The following is a 23,911-nucleotide window of genomic DNA, read 5'->3' on the forward strand; positions in this document are numbered from 1 at the left end:
CGGGCATCGGGGCGCGGGGCACAATGAATGGGTGACCGACCCGGCAACCGAAGGAAACGCCCAGGGCCGCCTGCGGGTGCTGGTGCTGGGCAGTACCGGCTCGATCGGCACCCAGGCGCTGGAAGTCATCGCCGCAAATCCGGAGCGCTTCGAGGTGGTGGGGCTGGCCGCCGGGGGCGCGAACGTGGACACGCTGCTGCGCCAGCGCGCCGAGACCGGGGTCACCAACATCGCGATCGCTGACGATCGCGCGGCCGAGCGTGCCGCCCAGGAAGTCGGGCACATCCCCTACAGCGGTCCCGACGCGGTCACCCGGCTGGTCGAGGAGACCGAGGCCGACGTCGTGCTCAACGCGCTGGTCGGGGCCTTGGGCCTGCGGCCGACACTGGCCGCGCTGGCGTCGGGAGCGCGCCTGGCACTGGCCAACAAGGAATCGCTGGTCGCCGGCGGGCCCCTGGTCGTGCGGGCGGCCCGACCGGGTCAGATCGTGCCCGTCGACTCCGAGCACTCCGCGCTGGCCCAGTGCCTGCGCGGGGGCGACCCCGACGAGGTCGCCAAGCTGGTGCTCACCGCCTCCGGCGGACCCTTCCGCGGCTGGGCCGCCGCCGACCTCGAGGCCGTCACCCCCGAGCAGGCCGGCGCCCACCCGACCTGGTCGATGGGCCCGATGAACACGCTGAACTCGGCGTCGCTGGTCAACAAGGGACTCGAACTCATCGAGACCCACCTGCTGTTCGGCATCCCCTACGACCGCATCGAGGTCGTGGTGCACCCCCAGTCGATCGTTCATTCGATGGTCACGTTCGTCGACGGCTCGACCATCGCCCAGGCCAGCCCCCCGGACATGAAGCTGCCGATTTCGCTGGCGTTGGGCTGGCCCCGGCGAGTCGGCGGCGCCGCGCTCGCCTGCGATTTCACCACCGCTTCGACCTGGGAATTCCAGCCGCTGGACAGCGCCGTCTTCCCGGCCGTCGAGCTGGCCCGGCACGCCGGGACGACCGGCGGCTGCATGACCGCCGTCTACAACGCGGCCAACGAAGAGGCCGCCGAGGCGTTTCTCGACGGCCGGATCGGCTTCCCCGCCATCGTGAGAACGATCGCCGACGTGCTACACGCCGCGGACCAATGGGCCCCCCACTTGGGCGAGGTACCCGCTACCGTGGATGACGTACTAGACGCGCAGCGCTGGGCACGTGAGCGAGCGCAGCGCGCAGTCAGAAAGGTCCTAGCAGCCCGATGATGTTCGCAATCGGCATTGCGCTGTTCGCGCTCGCCATCCTGATCTCGGTGGCCCTGCACGAATGCGGCCACATGTGGGTCGCGCGCGCCACCGGCATGAAGGTGCGCCGGTTTTTCGTCGGCTTCGGCCCCACCTTGTGGTCGACGCGGCGCGGCGAGACCCAGTACGGCGTCAAGGCCGCGCCGCTGGGCGGCTTCTGCGACATCGCCGGCATGACCCCGGTCGAGGATCTGGCGCCCGACGAGGCCGACCGCGCCATGTACAAGCAGGCGACCTGGAAGCGTGTCGCCGTGCTGTTCGCCGGCCCGGGCATGAACTTCGTCATCTGCCTCGTGCTGATCTACGGCATCGCACTGGTGTGGGGGCTGCCCAACCTGCACCCGCCCACCCGGGCCGTCGTCGGCGAAACCGCTTGTGTCGCACCGGAAACGGCGCCGGGCAAGATCGGCGCCTGCACCGGGCCCGGGCCGGCGGCGCTGGCCGGCATCCGCGCCGGCGACGTCGTCGTGAAGGTCGGGGACACCCCGGTCGCCAACTTCGAGGACATGGCCGCCGCGGTGCGCAAATTGCACGGCACCGTTCCGGTCGTCGTCGAGCGAGGTGGCACCACGATCACCACCTACGTCGACGTGACGCCCACCCAACGCTTCTTGACCAACGGGCAGGGCGGCCAACCCCAGGCCTCGACGGTGGGCGCGATCGGGGTGGGCGCCGTCAAGTCCGCGCCCGCGCACTACGGCGTGCTCTCCGCGATACCCGCCACCTTCACCTTCACCGGCGACCTCACCGCCGAGGTGGGTAAGGCGCTGCTCGCGATACCCACGAAAGTCGGTGCGCTGGTGCATGCCATCGGCGGCGGACAGCGTGACCCGCAGACACCGATGAGCGTCGTCGGCGCCAGCATCGTCGGCGGCGACACCGTCGACCACGGGCTGTGGGTGGCGTTCTGGTTCTTCCTGGCCCAGCTGAACCTCATCCTGGGCGCGATCAACCTGGTGCCGCTGCTGCCCTTCGACGGCGGCCACATCGCGATCGCGGTGTTCGAAAAGATCCGCAACAGCATCCGATCCGCCCGCGGCATGGTCGCGGCCGCGCCGGTGAACTATCTCAAGCTGATGCCCGCGACATACGTGGTCCTGGTGTTCGTGGTCGGCTACATGCTGCTGACGGTGACGGCCGATGTGGTCAACCCGATCCGGATCTTCCAGTAGTAGAGAGAAGGCATACACGTGACCGTTGGCCTGGGCATGCCGGACGCGCCGGCGCCCACGCTCGCCCCGCGCCGCAAGACGCGGCAACTGATGGTGGGCGACGTCGGGGTCGGCAGCGACAATCCGATTTCGGTGCAGTCGATGTGCACCACCAAGACCCATGACGTCAACACCACCCTGCAGCAGATCGCCGAGTTGACCGCGGCCGGCTGCGACATCGTCCGGGTGGCCTGCCCGCGGCAGGAGGATGCCGACGCGCTGGCCGAGATCGCCCGACACAGCCAGATCCCGGTGATCGCGGACATCCACTTCCAGCCGAAGTACATCTTCGCCGCCATCGACGCGGGCTGTGCCGCCGTGCGGGTAAACCCGGGCAACATCAAGGAATTCGACGGCCGGGTGGGCGAGGTCGCCAAGGCCGCCGGCGCGGCGGGCATTCCCATCCGCATCGGGGTCAACGCCGGCTCGCTGGACAAGCGGTTCATGGAGAAGTACGGCAAGGCCACGCCCGAGGCGCTGGTCGAGTCGGCGCTGTGGGAGGCCTCCCTGTTCGAGGAGCACGGCTTCGGCGACATCAAGATCAGCGTCAAGCACAACGACCCGGTGGTAATGGTCGCCGCGTACGAGCAGCTGGCCGCGCAGTGCGACTACCCGCTGCACCTCGGCGTCACCGAGGCCGGCCCCGCCTTCCAGGGCACCATCAAGTCCGCCGTCGCCTTCGGTGCGCTGCTGTCGCGGGGCATCGGCGACACCATCCGGGTATCGCTGTCGGCGCCGCCCGTGGAGGAAGTCAAGGTCGGCATCCAGATTCTCGAGTCGCTGAACCTGCGGCCGCGTTCGCTGGAGATCGTGTCGTGCCCGTCGTGCGGTCGCGCGCAGGTCGACGTCTACACCCTGGCCAACGAAGTCACCGCCGGTTTGGACGGTCTCGACGTGCCGCTACGGGTCGCCGTGATGGGCTGCGTCGTCAACGGGCCGGGGGAGGCCCGCGAAGCCGACCTCGGCGTCGCGTCGGGAAATGGCAAGGGCCAGATCTTCGTTCGCGGCGAAGTCATCAAGACCGTGCCCGAAGCGCAGATCGTCGAGACGCTGATCGAAGAGGCCATGCGGCTCGCGTCCGAGAACAACAGCGATCACGGACCGGACACAACCGCGAGCGGTTCGCCTATTGTGACCGTAAGCTGATAGGGGCCTTACCGGCCTTCGGTCCGCACCACAGAGAGTTCGCCAGATGTCGGCTCCGCCCATCTTTCGCCTCATCGGCGACCGGCGGGTGTCCGTGGTGCGTGACGCCGCCGCGGTGTGGCGGGTCTTCGAAGAGGACCCGGTCGGGTCGTGCATGGTCGCGGCGCGCGTGGCGGATCACGGCATCGACCCCAACTCGATCGGCGGCGAGCTGTGGACCCGCCGCGGCGTGGAGGAGTCGCTGTGCTTCGCCGGGGCCAACCTGATCCCGCTGCGCGGCGGGCCGGCCGATCTGGCTGCGTTCGCCGACGAGGCGATGAGCGGGACGCGACGTTGTTCGTCGCTGGTCGGCAGGGCCGGCCTGGTGATGCCGATGTGGGAACGGCTCGAGTCGGCGTGGGGTCCCGCGCGCGATGTCCGCGACCACCAACCGCTGATGGCGTTGACGACGCACCCGAGCTGCGAGATCGACACCGAGGTACGTCAGGTCCGCCCGGAGGAACTGGACGCGTATCTGGTGGCCGCCGTCGACATGTTCATCGGCGAAGTGGGCGTCGACCCGCGGCTCGGTGACGGCGGTCGCGGCTACCGCCGCCGGGTGGCCAGCCTGATCGCGGCGGGACGCGCGTGGGCGCGCTTCGAGCACGGTGAGGTCGTGTTCAAGGCCGAAGTGGGATCGCAGTCCCCGCGCGTCGGCCAGATTCAGGGGGTATGGGTGCACCCCGAGTGGCGCGGCCTGGGGATCGGCACCGCCGGCACCGCAATGGTGGCCGCCGTGATCGTCGGCGGCGGGCGGATCGCCAGCCTCTACGTGAACAACTTCAATGCGGTGGCCCGTGCGGCCTACGCCCGGGTGGGCTTCGTCGAGGTCGGCACCTTCGCGACCGTGCTGCTGGACTAGCTGTATGCGAGCGTGCGGCTGGCCGCACGTTCGGCACCCAACGTGCGGCTGGCCGCACGTTCGACGGCAGGGCCTGGCGCCGAGCGGCCCATAACGGTTGGGTCTCGGTGTGTCGGCGCCGGTGTGGAGGCCCTCGCTTTAACATCTGTACCGATGGCAACAAAAACCACATTGACCCCATTGGTTTCTGGCGTGCTGCTGGTCGCGGTGATCGCCATGTCCGGGTGCACGCCGCGGCCCGACGGCCCGGGCCCGGCCGCCGAGAAGTTCTTCCACGCGCTGTCCATCGGGGACACCGCGTCGGCCGCCCAGCTCAGCGACAACCCCAACGAAGCCCGTGAAGCGTTGAACGCCGCCTGGGCCGGACTGCAAGCAACACACCTCGACGCCCAGGTTCTGTCCGCGAAGTACGCCGAGGACACCGGCACGGTCGACTACCGGTTCAGCTGGCACCTGCCCAAGAACCGCACCTGGACGTATGACGGCCAGCTGAAGATGGCTCGCGACGAGGGTCGCTGGGAGGTCCGCTGGGCCGCCAACGGGCTGCATCCCAAGCTGGGTGAGCATCAGACGTTCGCCTTGCGCGCCGACGCGCCGCGGCGCGCCTCGGTGAATGAACTCGGGGGCAGCGACGTGCTGGCGCCGGGCTACCTGTACCACTACACGCTGGACGCCACCCAGGCCGGGCCCGGCCTCATCGGGACGGCGCACGCGATCGTCGATGTGCTACGGCCCCTGAACGATTCGCTGACCGACCCGCAGTTGCTGGCCGAGCAAGCCAGCTCGGCGACCCAGCCGGTCGACCTGGTGACGCTGCAACCCGCCGACAACGACAAGATCTTCCCGCTGATCGGCAAGCTGCCGGGGATCGTGATCACGCCGCAGGCCGACATGCTGCCCACCGACCCGCATTTCGCGCCCGCGGTCATCAGCCAGGTGAAGAAGGCCGTCATCGACCAGCTCAACGGTCAGGCGGGCTGGCGGGTGGTCAGCGTCAACCAGAACAACGTCGACGTCGCCGTGTTGCACGAGGTCGAGGGCACGCCGGCGCCGTCGGTGTCGATCACCCTGGACCGGGCGGTGCAGAACGCGGCCCAGCACGCGGTCGACACCCGCGGCGGCAAGGCGATGATGGTCGTGATCAAGCCGTCGACGGGGGAGATCCTCGCGATCGCGCAGAACGGCGCGGCCGACGCCGACGGCCTGATCGCCACCACCGGCCTGTTCCCGCCCGGATCGACATTCAAGATGGTCACCGCTGGAGCGGCCATCGAGCGCGACATGGCCACCCCCAACACGATGCTGGGCTGCCCCGGCCGCATCGACATCGGGCACCGCACCATCCCCAACTACGGCGGCTTCGACCTCGGCGTGGTGCCGATGTCACGAGCGTTCGCCAGTTCGTGCAACACCACATTTGCCGAGCTGAGCAGCAGGATGCCGCCCCGTGGCCTGACGCAGGCGGCCACCCGCTACGGGATCGGGCTCGACTACCAGGTGGACGGCATCACCACGGTCACCGGGTCGGTGCCGCCGACGGTGGACCTGGCCGAGCGCACCGAGGACGGGTTCGGCCAGGGCAAGGTGCTGGCCAGTCCGTTCGGCATGGCCCTGGTCGCGGCCACGGTCGCCGCCGGCAGGACGCCCGTGCCGCAGCTGATCGCCGGACGGCAGACGGCGGTCGACGGCGACAACACCCCGATCAGCCCGAAGATGGTCGACGCGCTGCGGCCCATGATGCGGCTGGTGGTGACCAACGGCACCGCCAAGGAGATCGCCGGCTGTTGCGGTGAGGTGTACGGGAAGACCGGTGAAGCCGAGTTTCCGGGCGGATCGCATTCCTGGTTCGCCGGGTACCGCGGCGATCTGGCGTTCGCCTCGCTGATCGTCGGGGGCGGCAGCTCCGAATACGCGGTCCGGATGACCAAGGTGATGTTCGAGTCACTGCCGCGGGACTTCCTCGCCTAATCCGATGGTGGCGACCCACTGCGCCCGGCTACGCCGCGCTTGCGATCGCCACCCGCGCCCGGTCCGCGCCGCCGCAACAGCGGTAAATTGCGAACATGACGGATACCGGCCCCGACATGGTCACGTTGCGCGTCTCCGACGCCGACCGCAACGGAACCATGCGGCGCCTGCACAACGCCGTCGCGCTCGGGCTGATCGACATCGGCGAGTTCGAACAGCGCTCGTCGCGGGTGTCCTACGCGCGCACCCGTCATGAGCTCGACGAGCTCGTCGGCGACCTGCCCGGGCCGGGTGCCATCGTCACCTCCGCGGCCGACCGGGTGGAGCTGCGGGGCTGGGCCGGTTCCCTGAAGCGGCACGGCGAATGGATGGTGCCCACCCGCCTGGCGCTGGTGCGCCGCCTGGGCTCGATCGACCTCGACCTCACCCGGGCGCGGTTCGCCGGGCCGGTGGTGGTCATCGAACTCGACATGAAGTTCGGCTCCCTGGACCTGCGGCTGCCCGACGGCGCCAGCGCCTCGATCGACGACGTCGAGGTCTACGTGGGCAGCGCCGCCGACCGGCGCAGGGACGCGCCGGCCGAGGGGTCGCCGCACGTGGTCCTGACCGGCCGGGTGACGTGCGGTTCGGTGATCATCCGCGGGCCGCGCCGTTCGCTGCTGCGGCGTCGCTAGCGAGCCGAATTCGCGAGTGTGCTTATTTGCAGGCGGCTCGTTGAACGCACCGCCGAATGAGCCTCGTTAAGCTGGCTGCATGCCCGCTCGCACCGCGCTTTCCCCCGGAGTGTTGTCCCCGACGCTGCCGGTGCCCAATCGCATCCCGCGTCCGGAATACGTCGGCAAGGCGACCGCCAAGGAGGGCACCGAGCCGTGGGTGCAAACGCCGGAGGTAATCGAGAAGATGCGCGTCGCCGGACGGATCGCGGCCGGCGCGCTCGCCGAGGCGGGTAAGGCGGTCGCGCCCGGGGTGACGACCGACGAGCTGGACCGCATCGCGCACGAGTACATGGTCGACAACGGCGCCTACCCATCGACTCTGGGTTACAAGGGATTCCCGAAGTCGTGCTGCACGTCGCTCAACGAGGTCATCTGCCACGGCATCCCCGACTCGACCGTGATCGCCGATGGCGACATCGTCAACATCGATGTCACCGCCTACATCGACGGTGTGCACGGCGACACCAACGCGACGTTCCTGGCCGGCGACGTCTCCGAGGAGCATCGGCTGCTCGTCGAGCGGACCAAGGAGGCGACGATGCGGGCGATCAACGCCGTCAAGCCGGGGCGTGCGCTGTCGGTCGTCGGCCGTGTCATCGAGGCATACGCAAACCGGTTCGGGTACAACGTGGTTCGCGACTTCACCGGGCACGGCATCGGCACCACGTTTCACAACGGCCTGGTGGTGTTGCACTACGACCAGCCCTCGATCACGACGGAAATCCAGCAGGGCATGACGTTCACGATCGAACCGATGATCAACCTCGGCGGCCTGGACTACGAGATCTGGGACGACGGCTGGACGGTGGTCACCAAGGACCGCAAGTGGACCGCGCAGTTCGAGCACACCCTGCTGGTCACCGACACCGGCGCCGAAATCCTGACCCAGGTGTAAGGACCCGTTGAACGGCGCGCTGCTCGTCGCGGGCACCAGCTCCGACGCCGGGAAATCCATGATGGTCGCGGGCCTGTGCCGGCTGCTGGCGTGCAAGGGCATCCGGGTCGCGCCGTTCAAGGCGCAGAACATGTCCAACAACTCGGTCGTCACCGCCGAGGGCGGCGAGATCGGCCGGGCTCAGGCGATCCAGGCGCGGGCGGCGGGGCTGGAGCCCAGCGTGCGGTTCAACCCGATCCTGCTCAAACCGGGCGGCGACCGCACGTCGCAGCTGGTGATCCGCGGGCAGGTGGCCGAATCCGTCAGCGCGGCCGGCTACATCGAACATCGCGACCGGCTCGCCGGCATCGTCGCCGACGAGTTGTCCTGCCTGCGTGACGAATTCGACGCGGTGATCTGCGAGGGCGCAGGCTCACCAGCCGAAATTAACCTGCGCGCAACGGATTTGGCCAACATGGGCCTGGCCAGGGCCGCGAACCTGCCGGTGGTCCTGGTCGGCGACATCGACCGCGGCGGCCTGCTGGCCCATCTGTTCGGCACGGTCGCCGTGCTCGAACCCGACGACCAGGCGCTGATCGCGGGGTTCATCGTCAACAAATTCCGCGGCGACCCGGCGTTGCTGGAACCCGGGCTGCGCCAGCTGCTCGCCCTGACCGGCCGCCCGACCTACGGGGTGCTGCCCTACACCGACGAGCTCTGGCTGGACGCCGAGGACTCGCTGTCGGTGGTCGCCCATCGCGTCGTCGGCACGCCGGCGCCGCCCCACGGCAGCCAGTGGCTGCGGGTGGCCGCGGTCCGGCTGCCCAGGATCTCCAATTCCACCGACGTCGAGGCGCTGGCGTGCGAGCCCGGCGTGCTGGTGCGCTGGGTCACCGACCCGGCCGACCTGGTGGACACCGACCTGATCGTGCTGCCTGGCAGCAAGGCCACCGTCGCCGACCTGACCTGGCTGCACGATCGGGGCCTTGCCGCCGCGATCACCCGCCACGCCGGGGCCGGCAAGCCGGTGCTGGGCATCTGCGGCGGCTTGCAGATGCTGTGCCGGCGCATCGAGGACACGGTGGAATCCGGCGCCGGGGAGGTTGCCGGCCTCGGGCTGTTGGACGCCGACATCGCGTTCGACCGGACCAAGACGCTGCGCCGCTGGCAGCGGCCGCTGGCCGGGTACGAGATCCATCACGGGCGGCTGTCGCGGTGCGACGAGGACACCTGGTTCGATGCGGACTCCCAACCACAGGGCATCGTGCGCGGCGCGGTGTTCGGCACGCACTGGCACGGGCTGCTCGACAACGACGACTTCCGGCGCGCGTGGGTGACCCGCGTCGCCGACGCCGCCGGTCGCGGCGGATTCGTGGCTTGCCCCGACACCGACGTCACCGCACGCCGCGATGCCCAATTGGATGTGATCGCCGGGCTGCTCGCGTCGCACCTCGACGTCGATGCCGTCCTCGGCCTGCTCGACGGGCCCCCGCCGCGTCGACCGCACATCGCAAGCGCGCTGCGGCCGTAGCGCCGCACAAGCCTCGCGCACACCGGCCGCTTCCCTGTAGCGTGCGGGAGTGCCCTCGATGATGACCACACTCGACGGGTTTCCCGTTCCTGTTGGCGTAGCCGGTCCCGACAAGGGCGTCGTCGTCGTCATACTCGGCGACGCACAGCGGACGCCCGCCGCGTATGACGCCATGTGCGAGCGCCTGCACACCGCTTCGCTGCGCACGGTCGTCGTCGGCCTCGATCCGCGGCTGACGCCCAAGTCGGTGGTCGGAATCCTCGACGCGCTGGGCATCGGTTGGGCCGTGGTGGTCGGCGACCGTGCGGGTGCCGACCTGGCGTGGGAACTCGCGGCGACCAAGTTGGGCCGGTTCACCGGCCTGGTCGTCATCGACCGCGGGCACCCGCGGGTGCCCGACCCCAGCGGGGTCATTCGCGACGAACACTGCCCGCCGGTGGAGATCGGCACCACCGTTCTGGTCAGCTCCCCGGGCGGGCGGTCGGTGGCCCGCAACAGCCAGCGCTTCGTGTATGCCGAATACCGCACGGTGGATCTGCTCGGGCGGCGCAACGCGCAGGAGTCGACCGCGCAGTTGGCCGCCGAGATCGTGTTGCGCGCCAGCACCTGGTAGCCGGTCCGGATTCGCGCATGTTGTCCGTGGCCGCGCTGGACCAGCTGGTCGGGATCGATGAGGTGGATACGGTCATCGTGGCCTTCACCGATATGCAGGGCCGGCTCGTCGGCAAGCGGATCGCGGCCCGGCTCTTCCTCGACGAGGTCGCCGCCCACGGCGCCGAGTGCTGCAGCTACCTGCTCGCCGTGGATGTCGAAATGAACACCGTGCCCGGTTACGCGATGTCGAGCTGGGACACCGGATACGGCGACATGGTGATGATGCCCGACCTGACCACACTGCGACTGGTGCCCTGGCTGCCCGCCACGGCGCTGGTCCTCGCGGACCTGTGCTGGGCCGACGGCAGCGCGGTCGCCGCCTCGCCCCGCGCCGTGCTGCGCCGTCAGCTGAACCGGCTGGGTAAGCGCGGACTGGTCGCCGATGTCGCGACCGAGCTGGAGTTCATCGTGTTCGACCAGTCCTATCGCGAGGCCTGGGCCGGCGGCTATCGCGGGCTGACGCCGGCCAGCGATTACAACATCGACTACGCGATATTGGCGTCGTCGCGGATGGAGCCGCTGCTGCACGACATTCGGTCGGGCATGCAGGGGGCGGGCCTGCGGTTCGAGGCCGTCAAGGGCGAATGCAACAGGGGGCAGCAGGAGATCGGCTTCCGTTACGACGAGGCGCTGGTGACCTGCGACAACCACGCCGTCTACAAGAACGGCGCCAAGGAAATCGCCGACCAGCATTCCCAGAGCCTGACGTTTATGGCGAAATACGATGAGCGCGAAGGCAATAGCTGTCACATCCATCTTTCGCTGCGAGCCGAGGACGGGCCTGAAAAAGGTAAAGCGGTGTTCGCCGACGACTCCGGGCCGCACGGCATGTCGTCGACGTTTCGCAGTTTCGTCGCCGGCCAGTTGGCCACGCTGCGCGAACTCACGTTGTTCTTCGCCCCGAACATCAACTCCTACAAGCGATTTGCCGACGGCAGTTTCGCGCCCACCGCGCTGGCGTGGGGGCTGGACAACCGCACCTGCGCGCTGCGGGTCGTCGGCCACGGCCGCAACATCCGGGTCGAATGCCGGGTCGCGGGCGGCGACGTCAACCAATACCTCGCGGTGGCGGCACTAATAGCCGGTGGGCTGTCCGGCATCGAGCGGGGGCTGGAGCTACCCGATCCGTGCGCGGGCAACGCCTACGAGGACCCCGACGCGAACCGGCTGCCCGCCACGCTGGCCGAGGCCGCCGCGTTGTTCGAAGCCTCGGCGCTGGCGCGCGAGGCGTTCGGCGACGACGTGGTGACGCACTACCTCAACAACGCGCGCGTGGAGGTGGCGGCGTTCAACGCGGCGGTCACCGACTGGGAGAGGGTGCGCGGTTTTGAACGCCTCTAGACGACCCAGACGACCGGTGGTGGGCCTGACCACCTATCTGGAGCGGGTGCAGGCGGGAATCTGGGACGTCCCGGCCGGCTATTTGCCCGCTGACTACTTCCAGGGCGTCATCGATGCCGGTGGGGTCGCCGCGTTGCTGCCGCCGCAGCCGGCCGACGCCGATGCCGTAAGCGCGGCGCTGGACAGCCTGGACGCCTTGGTGATCACCGGAGGTTACGATCTCGACCCCGCCGCCTACGGACAGCCGCCGCATCCGACCACCGACCAGCCGCGCACCGTGCGCGACGCGTGGGAGCTCGCGCTGTTGCGGGGCGCGCTGGACCGAGCGCTCCCGGTGCTCGGCATCTGCCGCGGCGCGCAGGTGCTCAACGTCGCGTTCGGCGGCACGCTGCACCAGCACCTGCCCGACGTGCTCGGCCACGATGGGCATCGGGCCGGCAACGCCGTGTTCACCACGCTGCCGGTGCGGACGGTGCCGGGGACGCGGCTGGCCGCGCTGATGGGGGAGTCCACCGACGCGTCGTGCTATCACCATCAAGCCATCGACAAGGTGGGTCATCCCCTGGTGGTCAGCGCGTGGGACGCCGACGGCGTCGTCGAGGGGTTGGAGCTGCCCGGCGACCACTTCGTCCTCGCGGTGCAGTGGCATCCGGAGCAGACCCTGAGTGACCTGCGGCTGTTCAAGGCGGTCGTCGACGCCGCGCGGTCCTATGCGGACGGCCGATGACTCAACTGATCAACCCCGCCACCGAGGAAGTGCTGCGCTCGGTGCAGCACGCCGATGCCGCCGCGGTCGACGACGCGGTGGGCCGGGCGCGGGCGGCCCAACGCCGCTGGGCGCGGTTGCCGCCGGCCGAACGTGCGGCCGGGCTGCGCGCCTTCGCCGCGGTGGTCGACGCCCATCTCGACGAGCTGGCTGCGCTCGAGGTCGCCAACTCGGGTCACCCCATCGCGTCGGCCGAATGGGAAGCGGCCCACGTCCGCGACGTGTTGACGTACTATGCCGCCAGCCCGGAACGGTTGTCCGGCAAGCAGATTCCCGTGGCCGGCGGCCTCGATGTCACCTTCAACGAACCGCTGGGCGTCGTCGGGGTGATCACGCCGTGGAACTTCCCGATGATGATCGCGTCCTGGGGCTTCGCGCCGGCCTTGGCCGCGGGCAACGCCGTGCTGGTCAAACCGGCCGAGTGGACGCCGCTGACCACGATCCGGCTCGGCGAGCTGGCGCTCGAAGCCGGGTTGGACAAGGACCTGCTGCAGGTGCTGCCGGGGGAGGGCGCGGTGGTCGGGGAGCGGTTCGTCACCCACCCCGACATTCGCAAGATCGTGTTCACCGGGTCCACCGAGGTCGGCAAGAAGGTGATGGCCGCCGCGGCCAGCCACGTCAAGCGGGTGACCCTGGAACTCGGTGGGAAAAGCGCGAACATCGTCTTCGCCGACTGCGACCTGGAGCGCGCCGCGGCGACCGCACCGGCCGGGGTGTTCGACAACGCCGGTCAGGATTGCTGTGCCCGCAGCCGGATCCTGGTGCAGCGCAGCGTTTATGACCGCTTCATGGAGTTGCTCGAGCCCGCGGTGCAAGGGGTGGTGGTCGGTGACCCCACGTCCCGCGACACCGAGATGGGCCCGCTGGTATCGGCGGCGCACCGCGACAAGGTCGCCTCCTATGTGCCCGACGACGCCCCCGTCGCGTTTCGTGGCAGCGCCCCCACCGGGCGCGGATTCTGGTTTCCGCCAACGGTTCTGACCCCGCAGCGCACCGACCGCAGCGTCACCGACGAGATCTTCGGCCCGGTCGTCACCGTGCTGCCCTTCGACGACGAGCACGACGCCGTCACGCTGGCCAACGATACGGCGTACGGCCTGTCGGGATCGATCTGGACCGACGACCTGTCCCGCGCGCTGCGGGTATCGCGCGGGGTCGAATCCGGCAACCTGTCGGTGAATTCGCACTCGTCGGTGCGCTACAACACCCCATTCGGGGGCTTCAAGCAGTCGGGGCTGGGGCGTGAGCTCGGCCCGGACGCGCCGCTGCACTTCACCGAAACCAAGAACGTGTTCATCGCGATCAAGGAGGAGAGCTGATGGACTTGACCCGACGGCTCGCGGGCCGGGTGGCGGTGGTCACGGGGGGCGGCGGCGGCATTGGCGTGGCCGCGGCGCGCCGGATGCACGCCGAGGGCGCGACCATCGTCGTGGGCGACCTCGACCGCGACGCCGGCGCCGCGGCCGCCGAGGAGGTTTCGGGTTTGTTTGTGGCCGTTGACGTTTCCGACGAGGACGCCGTCAACGCGCTGTTCGACACGGCGGCGGCAACCTACGGCTCGGTCGACATCGCATTCAACAACGCGGGCATCTCGCCGCCCGAGGACGACCTGATCGAGAACACCGGGCTGCCGGCGTGGCAGCGAGTCCAAGACGTCAACCTCAAATCGGTGTACCTGTGCTGCCGGGCGGCGTTGCGCCACATGGTGCCCGCGGGCAGCGGTTCGATCATCAACACCGCGTCGTTCGTCGCGGTGCTCGGCTCGGCGACTTCGCAGATCTCCTATACCGCCTCCAAGGGCGGGGTGCTGGCGATGTCGCGGGAGCTGGGCGTGCAGTTCGCCCGGCAGGGCATCCGCGTCAACGCGCTGTGCCCGGGACCGGTCAACACCCCGCTGCTCGCCGAGCTTTTCGCCAAGGACCCCGAGCGGGCCGCGCGCCGGCTGGTGCACGTGCCGCTGGGCCGCTTCGCCGAACCCGACGAAATCGCTTCCGCGGTCGCGTTTTTGGCCAGCGACGACGCGTCCTTCATCACCGCGTCGACGTTCTTGGTCGACGGCGGCATCAGCTCGGCCTACGTCACGCCGCTCTAGGCGGGGTCGATGAGCTCGTTGAAATCGGCCACGGAACCAATGCCCTCGACATAGCCGAAGGAGCCTTGCTCGAGCACTTCGCGCGCGGCTCGAAGGACGGCGCTCAGCCCGGCGCGGCAGAACGAGGTGCCGATGCTCACCCTGCGCACGCCGAAGTCCTTGAGCTGGGCGAGGGTGAATCGGTTCCGCCCGAAGCCGGCCACGTAGTTCAACGGTTTCGTGACGCTGCTGCACGCCGCGCGGAGCGCCGATTCGTCGGGCAGGCCCGGCGCGTACAGCACGTCGGCGCCGGCGGCCTCGAATGCCCGCAGCCTCGACAGGGTGTCGTCGAGGTCGGGACGGCCCCGGATGAAGTTCTCCGAGCGAGCGGTCAACGTGAAGGGATAGGGCAGCGCGCGGGCGGCCTCCGCGGCGGCCTGTATTCGTTCGATCGCCAGTTCGCGGGCGAAGATGGGCTCGTCGGGGTCGTATGTCGCGTCTTCGATGGACGCCCCGGCCAGGCCGATCTCACCCGCCAGCCGGATCGTCTCCGCCACCGTCTCGGGCGATTCCCCGAACCCGTTCTCCAGATCCGCGGTCACGGGCAGGGGCGTCGCGTCGACGATCGTGCGCACGTGTTCGAGCGTCTCGTCCCGGCTGACCGCGCCGTCGCCGTCGCGCCGGCCCAACGAGAACGCGAGGCCGGCACTGGTCGTCGCCAGCGCGTGGAATCCGAGATTGGCGAACAAGCGAGCGGTGCCGATGTCCCAGGGATTCGGGAGCACGAGCACCTCGTCGCCGGTGTGCAGTTGCCGGAACCGTTCGCCGCGATCGGTGCTATCCATACCTACGGTCTAGCACTGGCCTCCGACAGCTAGCCGGTTGTGAAGGTGATCAGCGGAATGGCCGTTTCGGCCTGTGTCGCGCCGCCGTGAAAACCGATGAGGCGAGCCGTCTCCACCGGCTCGTGCCCGGTGGCCAGCACCGCGGTATTGCCGGTGCAGACAACGACGACATCGCCGATTCGTGCCAGGTGTGCCGGATTGACCGGGCCGAACATGCCCGTCGCCACCGCCTCCTCGCGGCTGTAGACCTTGGCCCAGCCGTCGAGCACTTCGCTCCAGGTGGACCGCACGCCGTCCGCTGCGCCGGGCTCGGTGTGCAGGTAGCGCACCCGCGGCTCGCCGGCGACCACCCGCACCCCCTCGGCCAGGCGCGGGTCGGTGTCGAGGTCGACGCGCGCTTCCGGCGGGACGTTGAGGCCGCCGTGGTCGGCGGTCACCAGCAGCGCCGCGTCGGGAGGCAGCGTCTCGACCAGGCGGGTCAGCAGCGCATCGACACGCGCCGCCGCTTCGTGCCATTGGGGCGAGCCGATGCCGAACACGTGGGCCGCGGTGTCCAGATCGGCGGTATAGCCGTAGACCAGCCCGGGCGCGGCCGCCAGCTCGTCGCCCAGCCTTAGGGCGTAGTCGTCGGAGGGCTGTGTGGGCCGGAAGTCGGCCCCGCCATACGCGGCGTCGGTCAGGCCGCTGCCGATAAAAGCCGCCGGCAGCACGGCGCGCGCGCTGATGCCGGAGCGCTGCAGCCGCGCGAACCAGGTGGGCAGCGGCTGCCAGACGTCGTGCGGCGGGTCGTCGCGCCACACGATGTGGGTGAGCACCCGGTCGGTGCCGGGCACGTTGAGCGTGAAACCGAGGATGCCGTGCTGTCCCGGCTGGGCCCCGGTGCCCAGCGACACCAGGCTGCTCGGGGTGGTCGACGGGAAGGTGCAGGCGAGCTCGCTGAGACGCCCCGTGTGGCCGGCGACCACCGAGGCGAGCAGCGGTGCGCTGCATGCCAACTCGGGCAGCAGGTGCCAGCCCAGGCCGTCGACCAGCACCACCGCGACGCGATCGACCGGGCCAACGGGTTCGGTGAGACCCAGGGCGTCGACCGCGCCCGGGGCGCCGAGCAGTGCGGCCGCGGCGGGCAGCACATCGCAGATCGAACCGGGCACGCTTGAGCCCATTTCCCTATGCCCACTTCTCGTCGAGGCGGCCATAGCGCCAGACGAGCACGGCGCCGGCCCACGTGAGCGCGAACATGCCGACGACGACGAAGCCGACGGTGTTGAGGTCGAGGCCGCCCAGCCATTCCCAGAACGGGCCCCGCCATCCCAGCTGGCCCGCGAACAGACCGAGCAGTTCGATGCTGCCGATCAGCAGCGCGACCGCGACCGACAGCCCGGTGACCGTGATGTTGTAGTAGATCTTGCGCGCCGGTCGCGAAAAGGCCCAGCCGTAGGCGAAGTTCATGAACGAGCCGTCGAGGGTGTCCAGCAGGCACATGCCGGCGGTGAACAACACCGGCAGGCACAAGATGGCGTACCAGGGCAGTCCGGCCGCCGCGCTGGTGCCCGCCAGCACCAGCAGCGCGATCTCGGTGGCGGTGTCGAACCCGAGGCCAAACAACAATCCGACCGGGTACATGTGCGAGGACTTCGTGATGGACTTGGCGAAGCGGCCCAGTAGCCGGTTGAGCAGCCCGCGGTTCTCCAAGTGCCGTTCGAGTTCCGCCGCGCCCGTTTCGGGGTCGCAGTCTCCGCGGCGCAACCGAGCGAACACCCGCACGATGCCGACCAACACGATGACGTTGAGGATCGCGATCAAATACAGGAACACGCCCGAAACGCCGGCGCCGATCAGCCCGGTGTAGCGGTGCAGCGTCGAGGAATCATCCTCGACGGGCCCGGCGACGGCCTTCACGCCGGTTGCCAACAGTAACGCCAGCACGAACACCACCGTGGAGTGCCCCAGCGAGAAGAAGAACCCGACGGCAAGGGGGCGCCGCCCGTCGCTCATCAGCTTGCGGGTGGTGTTGTCGATCGCGGCAATGTGGTCGGCATCGAAGGCGTGCCGCATGCCAAGGGTGTAGGCCGTGATCCCGACGCCGATGCCAAAAGCTTTGCCGCCCAAGCTGAGTCGCGCCGGATCAACGATGAAGACCAGGGTGGCCCAGCCCACCAGGTGCAGGGCCACGATCACCGCGAGCATAGACCCCAGTCGCCACCACTCCGCGGGTGACAGGGCGCTGCGCACGCTAGACCAGCGCGACATGTCGTCCTTTCGGCTCAGCACAGACCGAGTAGCGCGTTTTCGACCACCTCGGGCAGCGCGGGATGAATCCAGTACTGGCCGCGGGCCATTTCGGGGGCGGTGAGCCCGAAGCTCATCGCCTGGATCAGCGGCTGGATGATCGACGAGGCCTGGTGGCCCATGATGTGCGCGCCCAGCAGGCATCCGCTGTTGCGCTCGGCGACGAGTTTGACGATGCCGGTGGTGTCCTCCATCGCCCAGCCGTAGGCGACGTCACCGTAGCTCTGCACCGCGACCGACACATCGAATCCGCGTGCGACCGCCTGGTTTTCGGTCAACCCGACCGATGCCAGCTGGGGGTCGGTGAACACCGCCGCCGGCACGTAGCGGTGATCGGTGACGGCCATCGACTCGGTGTCGTCCCAGTCGCACAGCAGGTTGCGTTGCACGACACGGGCCTCGTGGTTGGCGACGTGCTTGAGCTGATACGGAGACGAGACGTCGCCGAGCGCGAAAACCCCGCGCGCGGAGGTCCGTTGGTATTCGTCGACCACCACCCGGCCGTTCTCGACGTCGACACCGGCCTGGCCGGCGTCCAGCAGATCGGCATTGGACAACCGGCCGGTCGCCACCAGCAGCACACCGGCGGTCAGCTTGGAGCCGTCGTCGAGTTCGACCTCAACTCCAGAACCTGGGCCGGAGCCGCGGTTGAAAGCGGCGACGACGTTACGGTGCGTGCGCAGTTCCCATTTGCTCGAGGCGATGCGGGTGAACCGTTCGCACAGGGTGTCGTCGAGATGACGTAGCATCGTCCCGCCCCGGATCACCAGCGTCACCCGCACGCCGAGCGCGGAGAAGACGTGCGCGAATTCGGCCGCCACAAAGCCGCTTCCGACGATCACCACGTGCTCGGGCAATTCGGGGATCCGCATCACGGTGTCGCTGGTGTGGTATTCGACGCCGGACGCGAGGATCGCGGGCGGAACCACCGGCCGCGAGCCCGCCGCGATCACCACCTGATCGGCGGCGAATTCCTCGCCCGCGTCCGTGCGCAATAGGTAGCGCCCGTCGGGCTGCACCGGGCCGAATCGGGTGTGCTGGTGGTACACGTCGACGTTGGGTGAGCTGCGGCGATAGTCCTCGCCGCTGATCGCGATCGGATCGATCCGTCCGAAGACGCGTGAGACGATGTCGTCCCAGCGCACCCGGTCGATGTGGGCGTCGATGCCGTAGCGCGCCGCGCCGCGGATCTCATCGGCGACCCCGGCGGCGTAGACGAACATCTTCGTCGGGATGCAGCCGACGTTCAGGCAGGTGCCTCCGAAGGTGCCCTGCTCGCAGATCGCCGCGCGCTTGTTCGCGTAGCGCTCATCGAGAATGCTGTTGCCCGAGCCGGTTCCGATGATCGCGATGTCGTAAGTCTCCACGCTGTCATCCCTTCCCGGACGACGCCGGCGCGCCGGTGTTTAAGTCGAGGTAGCGATCCAGCCACAGGTCCAATTGCCGGTAGGCGACCTGGCGCGGCTCCGGCAGCGACAAGAACACGTCGTGTTTGGCGTCGGTCACCGGAACGATGGTGGTGCGGTTGCCGATGCAGCCCGCCCATCGCGCGATCTGGGTGACGTCGAGGACCGCGTCGCCGCGCTGCATGGCCGCCGCATCGTTGGTTTCGCGCACGCTGTGATCGGAGCGCAGGATCAAATTGGGCACACCGACGTCGAGCCCGCGGTGCAGCCGGGCCTGGCCGCGGCGGACCGCGTGTAGCCATCCCAGGGTGATCGGGAAGCCGCCCAACGGTTTCCACGCGAGGTTGTAGTCGAACTCGCCGGCGTAGTCGCGGTGCAGGGTGGTGCCGTAACCGCCTTCGGTGGGGGAGCGGATCACGCCCTTGGCGCGCACTCGGGACAGGCCGGCGATCGCCGCGGAGGTGACGAACAACCGCAGGATGGCCGGGCCGTGCAGGTCCAGGAACGGGCTGTTGAGCACCAGGCCGCCGATGCCGGCGTGCGCCGCCGCGCCGCGCCGGCGCATCCGGTCCAGCCATAGCGGCACGATGAGCCCGCCCAGGGAGTGGCCGTACAGCAGGACCTTCGCGCGCTCCTGCTGCTCGTTGATGACGGCCAGCGCCTGTTCGAGTTCGGCGTCGTAGGCGGCCAGGTCGGTGATGAAGTGCGGCGTCTGGCCCTCGCGATGCGAACGGCCGCACTTCTGCAGGTCCAGCGCGTAGAACGCGAAACCCCGCTCGGCGAAGTGATCGGCCAGCTCGGTGTGGAAGAAGTAGTCGGTGTAGCCGTGCACCGCGAGCACCGCGTGGTCGGCCCGGCCGGCGTGTGCCTCGGGGCCGCGCCGGATCAGGGTTGCGGCGATATCGCCCTCGCCGGCGGGATCGCGCCCCAGCGGGAGCGTGCGCTGCCAATACCCGGGCAGGACATCGGCCACCCAGCCAGTCACCCCGCCAGTCACGAGGCCAGCTTAAAGGTTTTGCTGGTGACGGGCGGGCCGCACGCGTCAGTGCGCGGATGGTGCCCGGGATAGCCTGGGACGGTGTCAGGCCTAGCCAGTACCGCGCGCACCGACGTCGTGCTGGTAGGCGCGGGGATCATGAGCGCGACATTGGGTGCGTTGCTGCGGCGGCTGGAACCGAACTGGTCGATCACCCTGATCGAGCGGCTGGACGCCGCCGCCGCCGAAAGCAGCAGCCCGTGGAACAACGCGGGCACCGGTCATGCCGGGCTGTGCGAGATGAACTACACGCCACTGCGCGCCGACGGCTCCATCGACATCACCAAAGCGGTGGCCGTCAACGAGCAATTCCAGGTGACCCGCCAGTTCTGGGCCTATGCCGTCGACAGCGGCATTCTGGGCGACCCCCGCTTCGTCAACGCCGTCCCGCATGTGAGCTTCGTCCACGGCGCCCAGGGCGTGGACTACCTGCGACGGCGGCAGCGGGCGCTGGCCGACAATCCGCTGTTCGCCGGCACGGAACTGATCACCGACGCCGACGAGTTCGCCCGCCGGCTCCCGTTCATGGCCGCCAAACGCGACTTCGCCGAGCCGATCGCGCTCAACTGGGCCGCCGCGGGCACCGATGTCGACTTCGGCGCGCTGGCCCGCCAGCTCATCGGGTTTTGCGTGCGGGGCGGCGCCACCGCCCTGTTCGGTCATGAGGTCCGCGACCTGCGCCGCCAATCCGACGGCAGCTGGACGCTGCTGGTCCGCAATCGCCGCACCGGCGAAAAACGCCGCTGCAACGCCAAATTCGTGTTCGTCGGCGCCGGGGGCGACACCCTGCCGCTGCTGCAGAAGTCGGGCATCAAGGAGGTCAAAGGCTTCGCCGGATTCCCCATCGGCGGGCGGTTCCTGCGCACCGACAATCCGACGCTCACCGCCGCGCACCAGGCCAAGGTGTACGGCGTTCCCGCGCCGGGGGCCCCGCCGCTCGGGGCGCTGCATCTGGACCTGCGGTTCGTCAACGGCAAGCCGTGGCTGGTGTTCGGGCCCTATGCCGGCTGGTCGCCGAAGTTCTTGAAGCACGGCCACTTCTCCGATCTGCCGCGGTCGATCAAGCCCGACAACGTGTTGTCGATGCTCGGTGTCGGCGTCACCCAGCTGACGCTGATCAACTATCTGATCGGCCAGCTGCGGCTCTCCGGACCGGATCGGGTCCGCGCGCTGCGCGAATTCGCGCCCGGCGCCATGGATTCCGACTGGGAGCTGACGACGGCGGGCCAGCGCGTGCAGGTGATCCGCCGGGATCGCCGCAAGGGCGGGGTGCTCGAGTTCGTCACCACCGTGCTGAGCGACGCCGACGGCACCATCGCGGGGCTGCTCGGGGGTTCGCCGGGCGCATCGACGGCCGTGCCGGCCATGCTCGATGTGCTGCAGCGCTGCTTCGCCGGCCGGTACCCGTCGTGGCTGCCGATGCTCAAAGAGATGGTGCCGTCGCTGGGGGTCGAGCTATCCCGTGAGCCGGCGTTGTACGACGAGGTGTGGTCGTGGGGAACCAAGGTACTGCAGTTAGATTCCAGGGGGCGATCATGACGGTGGCGTTGCGCCGCAGTTGGGCCAAAGACCTTGATGCTGCGACTCTTTACGAGTTGCTCAAGCTGCGGGTGGAGGTCTTCGTCGTCGAGCAGGCGATCCCGTATCCGGAGCTGGATGGGCGCGACCTGCTCGCCGAGACCCGGCACTTCTGGCTGGAGACACCCGACGGCGACGTGATCTGTACGCTGCGGCTGATGGAGGAGCACGCCGGCGGCGAGAAGGCATTCCGGCTCGGCCGGCTGTGCACCAAGCGCGCGGCGCGGGGCCAGGGCCACACCACCCGGCTGCTGGCCGCCGCGCTGGCCGAGGTGGGAGACTACCCGTGCCGCATCAACGCGCAGACCTATCTCGCGGACATGTATGCGCAGCACGGATTCGTCCGCGACGGTGACGATTTCGTCGACGACGGGGTGCCGCACGTGCCGATGCTGCGGCCCGGCTGGCGTCCGGTGGCCCAGACATGAACTCAGACATGAATTCAGGCATGAAGCCCTACCCGTTCAGTGCGATCGTCGGGCACGACCAACTGCGGCTAGCGCTGCTGTTGTGCGCCGTGCGGCCGGAGATCGGCGGGGCGCTGATCCGCGGCGAGAAGGGCACCGCGAAGTCGACGGCGGTGCGCGGCCTTGCCGCGCTGCTCTCGGCCGCGACCGGGGGCGCCGATGCCGGCTCGGGGGCCGGACTGGTCGAAATGCCGCTCGGCGCAACGGAGGACCGGGTCATCGGTTCGCTTGATCTGCAGCGCGTGCTGCGCGACGGTGAGCACGCGTTCTCGCCGGGACTGCTGGCCCGCGCACACGGTGGCGTGCTCTATGTCGACGAGGTCAACCTGCTGCACGATCACTTGGTCGACGTGCTGCTCGACGCCGCCGCGATGGGGCGGGTGCACATCGAACGCGACGGCATCTCCCATTCGCACGAGGCCCGTTTCGTGCTGATCGGCACGATGAATCCCGAGGAGGGCGAACTGCGCCCGCAACTGCTGGACCGCTTCGGTCTGACCGTCGACGTGCACGCCTCGCGTGACGTCGACGTGCGGGCGCAGGTCATCCGGCAGCGGATGGCGTACGAGGCCGACCCCGACGCGTTCGCCGAGCGCTATGCGGAGGCCGACGCGGAGCTGGCCCGCCGGATCGCAGCCGCGCGGGCGCTCGTCGATGACGTGGTGTTGCCGGACAACGAATTACGGCGCATCGCGGCGCTGTGCGCGGCGTTCGACGTCGACGGCATGCGGGCCGATCTGGTGGTGGCCCGCACCGCCGCCGCGCACGCCGCCTGGCGCGGCGCCGACACCGTCGAGGAGCAGGACATCCGGGTGGCGGCGGAGCTGGCGCTGCCGCATCGGCGCCGCCGCGATCCCTTCGACGAACCCGGCATCGACCGCGACCAGCTGGACCAGGCCCTGGCGCAGGCGGGCAACGACCCGGAACCCGACCCCGAGCCCGATCCCCCCGGTGGCGGTCAGTCGGCCAATGACCCTGAACCGCAACCTAATTCGCATGCTGAATCGCAACCACCTAAACCCAGTGCGCCACCCGCGCGGACCTTCCGCACCCGGGCGCTGCGGGTGCCCGGCATCGGCGAGGGCGCACCGGGCCGACGGTCGCGGGCCCGTAACGTCTCCGGCAGGGTGGTGGCGGCCGCCGACGGCGACGACGCCGGTCCCGCGGCGCACGGACTGCACCTCTTCGCCACCCTGCTAGCTGCGGCCGCGCGCGCGGGCGCGGGCGCGCCGGCACCGGGGCCGGACGACGTGCGCCGGGCGATCCGCGAGGGCCGCGAAGGCAATCTGGTGATCTTCGTTGTCGACGCGTCCGGTTCGATGGCCGCCCGCGACCGGATGGCCGCGGTCAGCGGCGCCACCCTGTCGCTGCTGCGCGACGCGTATCAGCGCCGCGACAAGGTCGCGGTGATCACCTTCCGCGGCCAGGGCGCGCGGCTGTTGCTGCCGCCAACGTCGTCGGCGCACATCGCGGCCCGGCGACTCGGCCGGTTCGACACCGGCGGCAGGACACCGCTGGCCGAGGGGCTGCTGGCCGCGCGCGAGCTGATCGTCCGGGAAAGGGCGCGCGACCGCGCGCGCCGTCCGCTGGTAGTGGTGCTCACCGACGGCCGGGCCAACGCCGGGCCGGACCCGTTGGGCCGCAGCCGAACCGCGGCGGCGCGGTTGGTCGCCGAAGGCGCCGCCGCGGTGGTCGTGGACTGCGAGACGTCGTATGTGCGGCTGGGCTTCGCCGGGCAGCTCGCCGGTCGGCTGGGTGCGCCGGTGGTACGGCTGGAGCAGTTGCACGCCGATCATCTGACGCGGGCCGTGCGCAGCGTCGCCTGAGAGGGA

Annotated in this window: 21 protein-coding genes; 16 read left to right on the top strand and 5 right to left on the bottom strand. The window is 69.6% G+C overall.

The genetic code is table 11. The annotated features are described in order from the left end of the window. Window positions 1-31 precede the first annotated feature (31 nt). From dxr to A5747_RS01830, 13 genes are all read left to right on the top strand, one after another. Complete coding sequence (dxr, locus tag A5747_RS01770; RefSeq protein WP_076121955.1) at window positions 32-1,240, top strand: 1-deoxy-D-xylulose-5-phosphate reductoisomerase; 1,209 nt, start codon at window positions 32-34, stop codon at window positions 1,238-1,240. Next, entirely contained in the window at window positions 1,237-2,451 is a 1,215-nt protein-coding gene (locus A5747_RS01775; protein WP_076121957.1) for an RIP metalloprotease, read from the top strand. The genes dxr and A5747_RS01775 overlap by 4 nt, the downstream gene beginning before the upstream one ends. Before the next feature lie 18 nt (window positions 2,452-2,469). Continuing rightward, window positions 2,470-3,636 (top strand): flavodoxin-dependent (E)-4-hydroxy-3-methylbut-2-enyl-diphosphate synthase, encoded by a 1,167-nt coding sequence (ispG, locus tag A5747_RS01780; RefSeq protein WP_076063538.1) that lies wholly within the window; start codon window positions 2,470-2,472, stop codon window positions 3,634-3,636. A gap of 46 nt (window positions 3,637-3,682) precedes the next feature. Continuing rightward, complete coding sequence (locus tag A5747_RS01785) at window positions 3,683-4,537, top strand: GNAT family N-acetyltransferase (protein ID WP_076121960.1); 855 nt, start codon at window positions 3,683-3,685, stop codon at window positions 4,535-4,537. Window positions 4,538-4,690: 153 nt separating this feature from the next. Continuing rightward, entirely contained in the window at window positions 4,691-6,505 is a 1,815-nt protein-coding gene (locus A5747_RS01790) for a penicillin-binding transpeptidase domain-containing protein (protein WP_076121962.1), read from the top strand. A 95-nt stretch (window positions 6,506-6,600) separates the two neighbouring features. Then, window positions 6,601-7,179, top strand: a complete 579-nt coding sequence (locus tag A5747_RS01795; RefSeq protein WP_076121964.1) for a DUF1707 domain-containing protein — start codon at window positions 6,601-6,603, stop codon at window positions 7,177-7,179. A 79-nt stretch (window positions 7,180-7,258) separates the two neighbouring features. Continuing rightward, window positions 7,259-8,116: a type I methionyl aminopeptidase gene (map, locus tag A5747_RS01800; protein WP_076063546.1), complete on the top strand. Its 858-nt coding sequence runs from the start codon at window positions 7,259-7,261 to the stop codon at window positions 8,114-8,116. Window positions 8,117-8,123: 7 nt separating this feature from the next. Beyond that, a complete protein-coding gene (locus tag A5747_RS01805) occupies window positions 8,124-9,626 on the top strand; it encodes a cobyric acid synthase (RefSeq protein WP_076121967.1) in 1,503 nt (500 codons plus the stop codon). A gap of 58 nt (window positions 9,627-9,684) precedes the next feature. Further along, window positions 9,685-10,239, top strand: coding sequence for an alpha/beta hydrolase (locus A5747_RS01810; protein ID WP_076121968.1), 555 nt, complete (start codon window positions 9,685-9,687; stop codon window positions 10,237-10,239). Between the two features lie 17 nt (window positions 10,240-10,256). Then, window positions 10,257-11,621: a glutamine synthetase family protein gene (locus A5747_RS01815; RefSeq protein WP_076121970.1), complete on the top strand. Its 1,365-nt coding sequence runs from the start codon at window positions 10,257-10,259 to the stop codon at window positions 11,619-11,621. 16 nt (window positions 11,622-11,637) lie between these two features. Then, window positions 11,638-12,348 carry a gamma-glutamyl-gamma-aminobutyrate hydrolase family protein gene (locus A5747_RS01820; RefSeq protein ID WP_175611168.1) on the top strand — a complete coding sequence of 237 codons (711 nt, stop codon included), beginning with the start codon at window positions 11,638-11,640 and terminating at the stop codon, window positions 12,346-12,348. Then, window positions 12,345-13,706 (top strand): aldehyde dehydrogenase, encoded by a 1,362-nt coding sequence (locus A5747_RS01825; RefSeq protein ID WP_076121972.1) that lies wholly within the window; start codon window positions 12,345-12,347, stop codon window positions 13,704-13,706. The genes A5747_RS01820 and A5747_RS01825 overlap by 4 nt, the downstream gene beginning before the upstream one ends. Further along, the gene (locus A5747_RS01830) at window positions 13,703-14,479 is read left to right on the top strand and encodes a 3-oxoacyl-ACP reductase (protein WP_198938114.1); all 777 of its coding nucleotides are present in this window, start codon (window positions 13,703-13,705) and stop codon (window positions 14,477-14,479) included. The genes A5747_RS01825 and A5747_RS01830 overlap by 4 nt, the downstream gene beginning before the upstream one ends. Here the strand turns inward: A5747_RS01830 and A5747_RS01835 are convergent. From A5747_RS01835 to A5747_RS01855, 5 genes are read right to left on the bottom strand one after another with little or no spacing between them, the layout of a single operon-like run. Next, window positions 14,476-15,303 (bottom strand): oxaloacetate decarboxylase, encoded by an 828-nt coding sequence (locus A5747_RS01835; protein WP_076121976.1) that lies wholly within the window; start codon window positions 15,301-15,303, stop codon window positions 14,476-14,478. The genes A5747_RS01830 and A5747_RS01835 overlap by 4 nt on opposite strands. Before the next feature lie 29 nt (window positions 15,304-15,332). Beyond that, a complete protein-coding gene (locus tag A5747_RS01840; RefSeq protein ID WP_076122161.1) occupies window positions 15,333-16,454 on the bottom strand; it encodes an alkaline phosphatase family protein in 1,122 nt (373 codons plus the stop codon). 16 nt (window positions 16,455-16,470) lie between these two features. Beyond that, window positions 16,471-17,553: a HoxN/HupN/NixA family nickel/cobalt transporter gene (locus A5747_RS01845; protein ID WP_076122160.1), complete on the bottom strand. Its 1,083-nt coding sequence runs from the start codon at window positions 17,551-17,553 to the stop codon at window positions 16,471-16,473. 14 nt (window positions 17,554-17,567) lie between these two features. Next, window positions 17,568-18,959, bottom strand: a complete 1,392-nt coding sequence (gene mtr, locus A5747_RS01850) for a mycothione reductase (RefSeq protein ID WP_076121977.1) — start codon at window positions 18,957-18,959, stop codon at window positions 17,568-17,570. 4 nt (window positions 18,960-18,963) lie between these two features. Continuing rightward, entirely contained in the window at window positions 18,964-19,983 is a 1,020-nt protein-coding gene (locus A5747_RS01855) for an alpha/beta hydrolase (protein WP_233147923.1), read from the bottom strand. Window positions 19,984-20,076: 93 nt separating this feature from the next. On the opposite strand from A5747_RS01855, the gene mqo reads away from it, so the two are divergent. From mqo to A5747_RS01870, 3 genes are read left to right on the top strand one after another with little or no spacing between them, the layout of a single operon-like run. Continuing rightward, the gene (mqo, locus tag A5747_RS01860; RefSeq protein ID WP_076121981.1) at window positions 20,077-21,573 is read left to right on the top strand and encodes a malate dehydrogenase (quinone); all 1,497 of its coding nucleotides are present in this window, start codon (window positions 20,077-20,079) and stop codon (window positions 21,571-21,573) included. Continuing rightward, the gene (locus tag A5747_RS01865) at window positions 21,570-22,040 is read left to right on the top strand and encodes a GNAT family N-acetyltransferase (RefSeq protein ID WP_076121983.1); all 471 of its coding nucleotides are present in this window, start codon (window positions 21,570-21,572) and stop codon (window positions 22,038-22,040) included. The genes mqo and A5747_RS01865 overlap by 4 nt, the downstream gene beginning before the upstream one ends. A 20-nt stretch (window positions 22,041-22,060) precedes the next feature. Beyond that, window positions 22,061-23,905 (top strand): magnesium chelatase subunit D family protein, encoded by a 1,845-nt coding sequence (locus A5747_RS01870; protein WP_076121984.1) that lies wholly within the window; start codon window positions 22,061-22,063, stop codon window positions 23,903-23,905. The last annotated feature ends 6 nt before the right edge of the window (window positions 23,906-23,911 follow it).

The sequence above is a fragment of the Mycobacterium sp. IS-836 genome, from assembly GCF_001954275.1.
Lineage (GTDB): Bacteria > Actinomycetota > Actinomycetes > Mycobacteriales > Mycobacteriaceae > Mycobacterium.

Bases quoted from the DNA above. Each gene is read 5' to 3' on its own strand.
- A5747_RS01775 (WP_076121957.1), top strand. From the start codon at position 1,237: ATGATGTTCGCAATCGGCATTGCGCTGTTCGCGCTCGCCATCCTGATC.
- A5747_RS01785 (WP_076121960.1), top strand. From the start codon at position 3,683: ATGTCGGCTCCGCCCATCTTTCGCCTCATCGGCGACCGGCGGGTGTCC.
- A5747_RS01790 (WP_076121962.1), top strand. From the start codon at position 4,691: ATGGCAACAAAAACCACATTGACCCCATTGGTTTCTGGCGTGCTGCTG.
- A5747_RS01795 (WP_076121964.1), top strand. From the start codon at position 6,601: ATGACGGATACCGGCCCCGACATGGTCACGTTGCGCGTCTCCGACGCC.
- map (WP_076063546.1), top strand. From the start codon at position 7,259: ATGCCCGCTCGCACCGCGCTTTCCCCCGGAGTGTTGTCCCCGACGCTG.
- A5747_RS01810 (WP_076121968.1), top strand. From the start codon at position 9,685: ATGATGACCACACTCGACGGGTTTCCCGTTCCTGTTGGCGTAGCCGGT.
- A5747_RS01815 (WP_076121970.1), top strand. From the start codon at position 10,257: ATGTTGTCCGTGGCCGCGCTGGACCAGCTGGTCGGGATCGATGAGGTG.
- A5747_RS01825 (WP_076121972.1), top strand. From the start codon at position 12,345: ATGACTCAACTGATCAACCCCGCCACCGAGGAAGTGCTGCGCTCGGTG.
- A5747_RS01835 (WP_076121976.1), bottom strand. From the start codon at position 15,303: ATGGATAGCACCGATCGCGGCGAACGGTTCCGGCAACTGCACACCGGC.
- A5747_RS01845 (WP_076122160.1), bottom strand. From the start codon at position 17,553: ATGTCGCGCTGGTCTAGCGTGCGCAGCGCCCTGTCACCCGCGGAGTGG.
- A5747_RS01865 (WP_076121983.1), top strand. From the start codon at position 21,570: ATGACGGTGGCGTTGCGCCGCAGTTGGGCCAAAGACCTTGATGCTGCG.
- A5747_RS01870 (WP_076121984.1), top strand. From the start codon at position 22,061: ATGAAGCCCTACCCGTTCAGTGCGATCGTCGGGCACGACCAACTGCGG.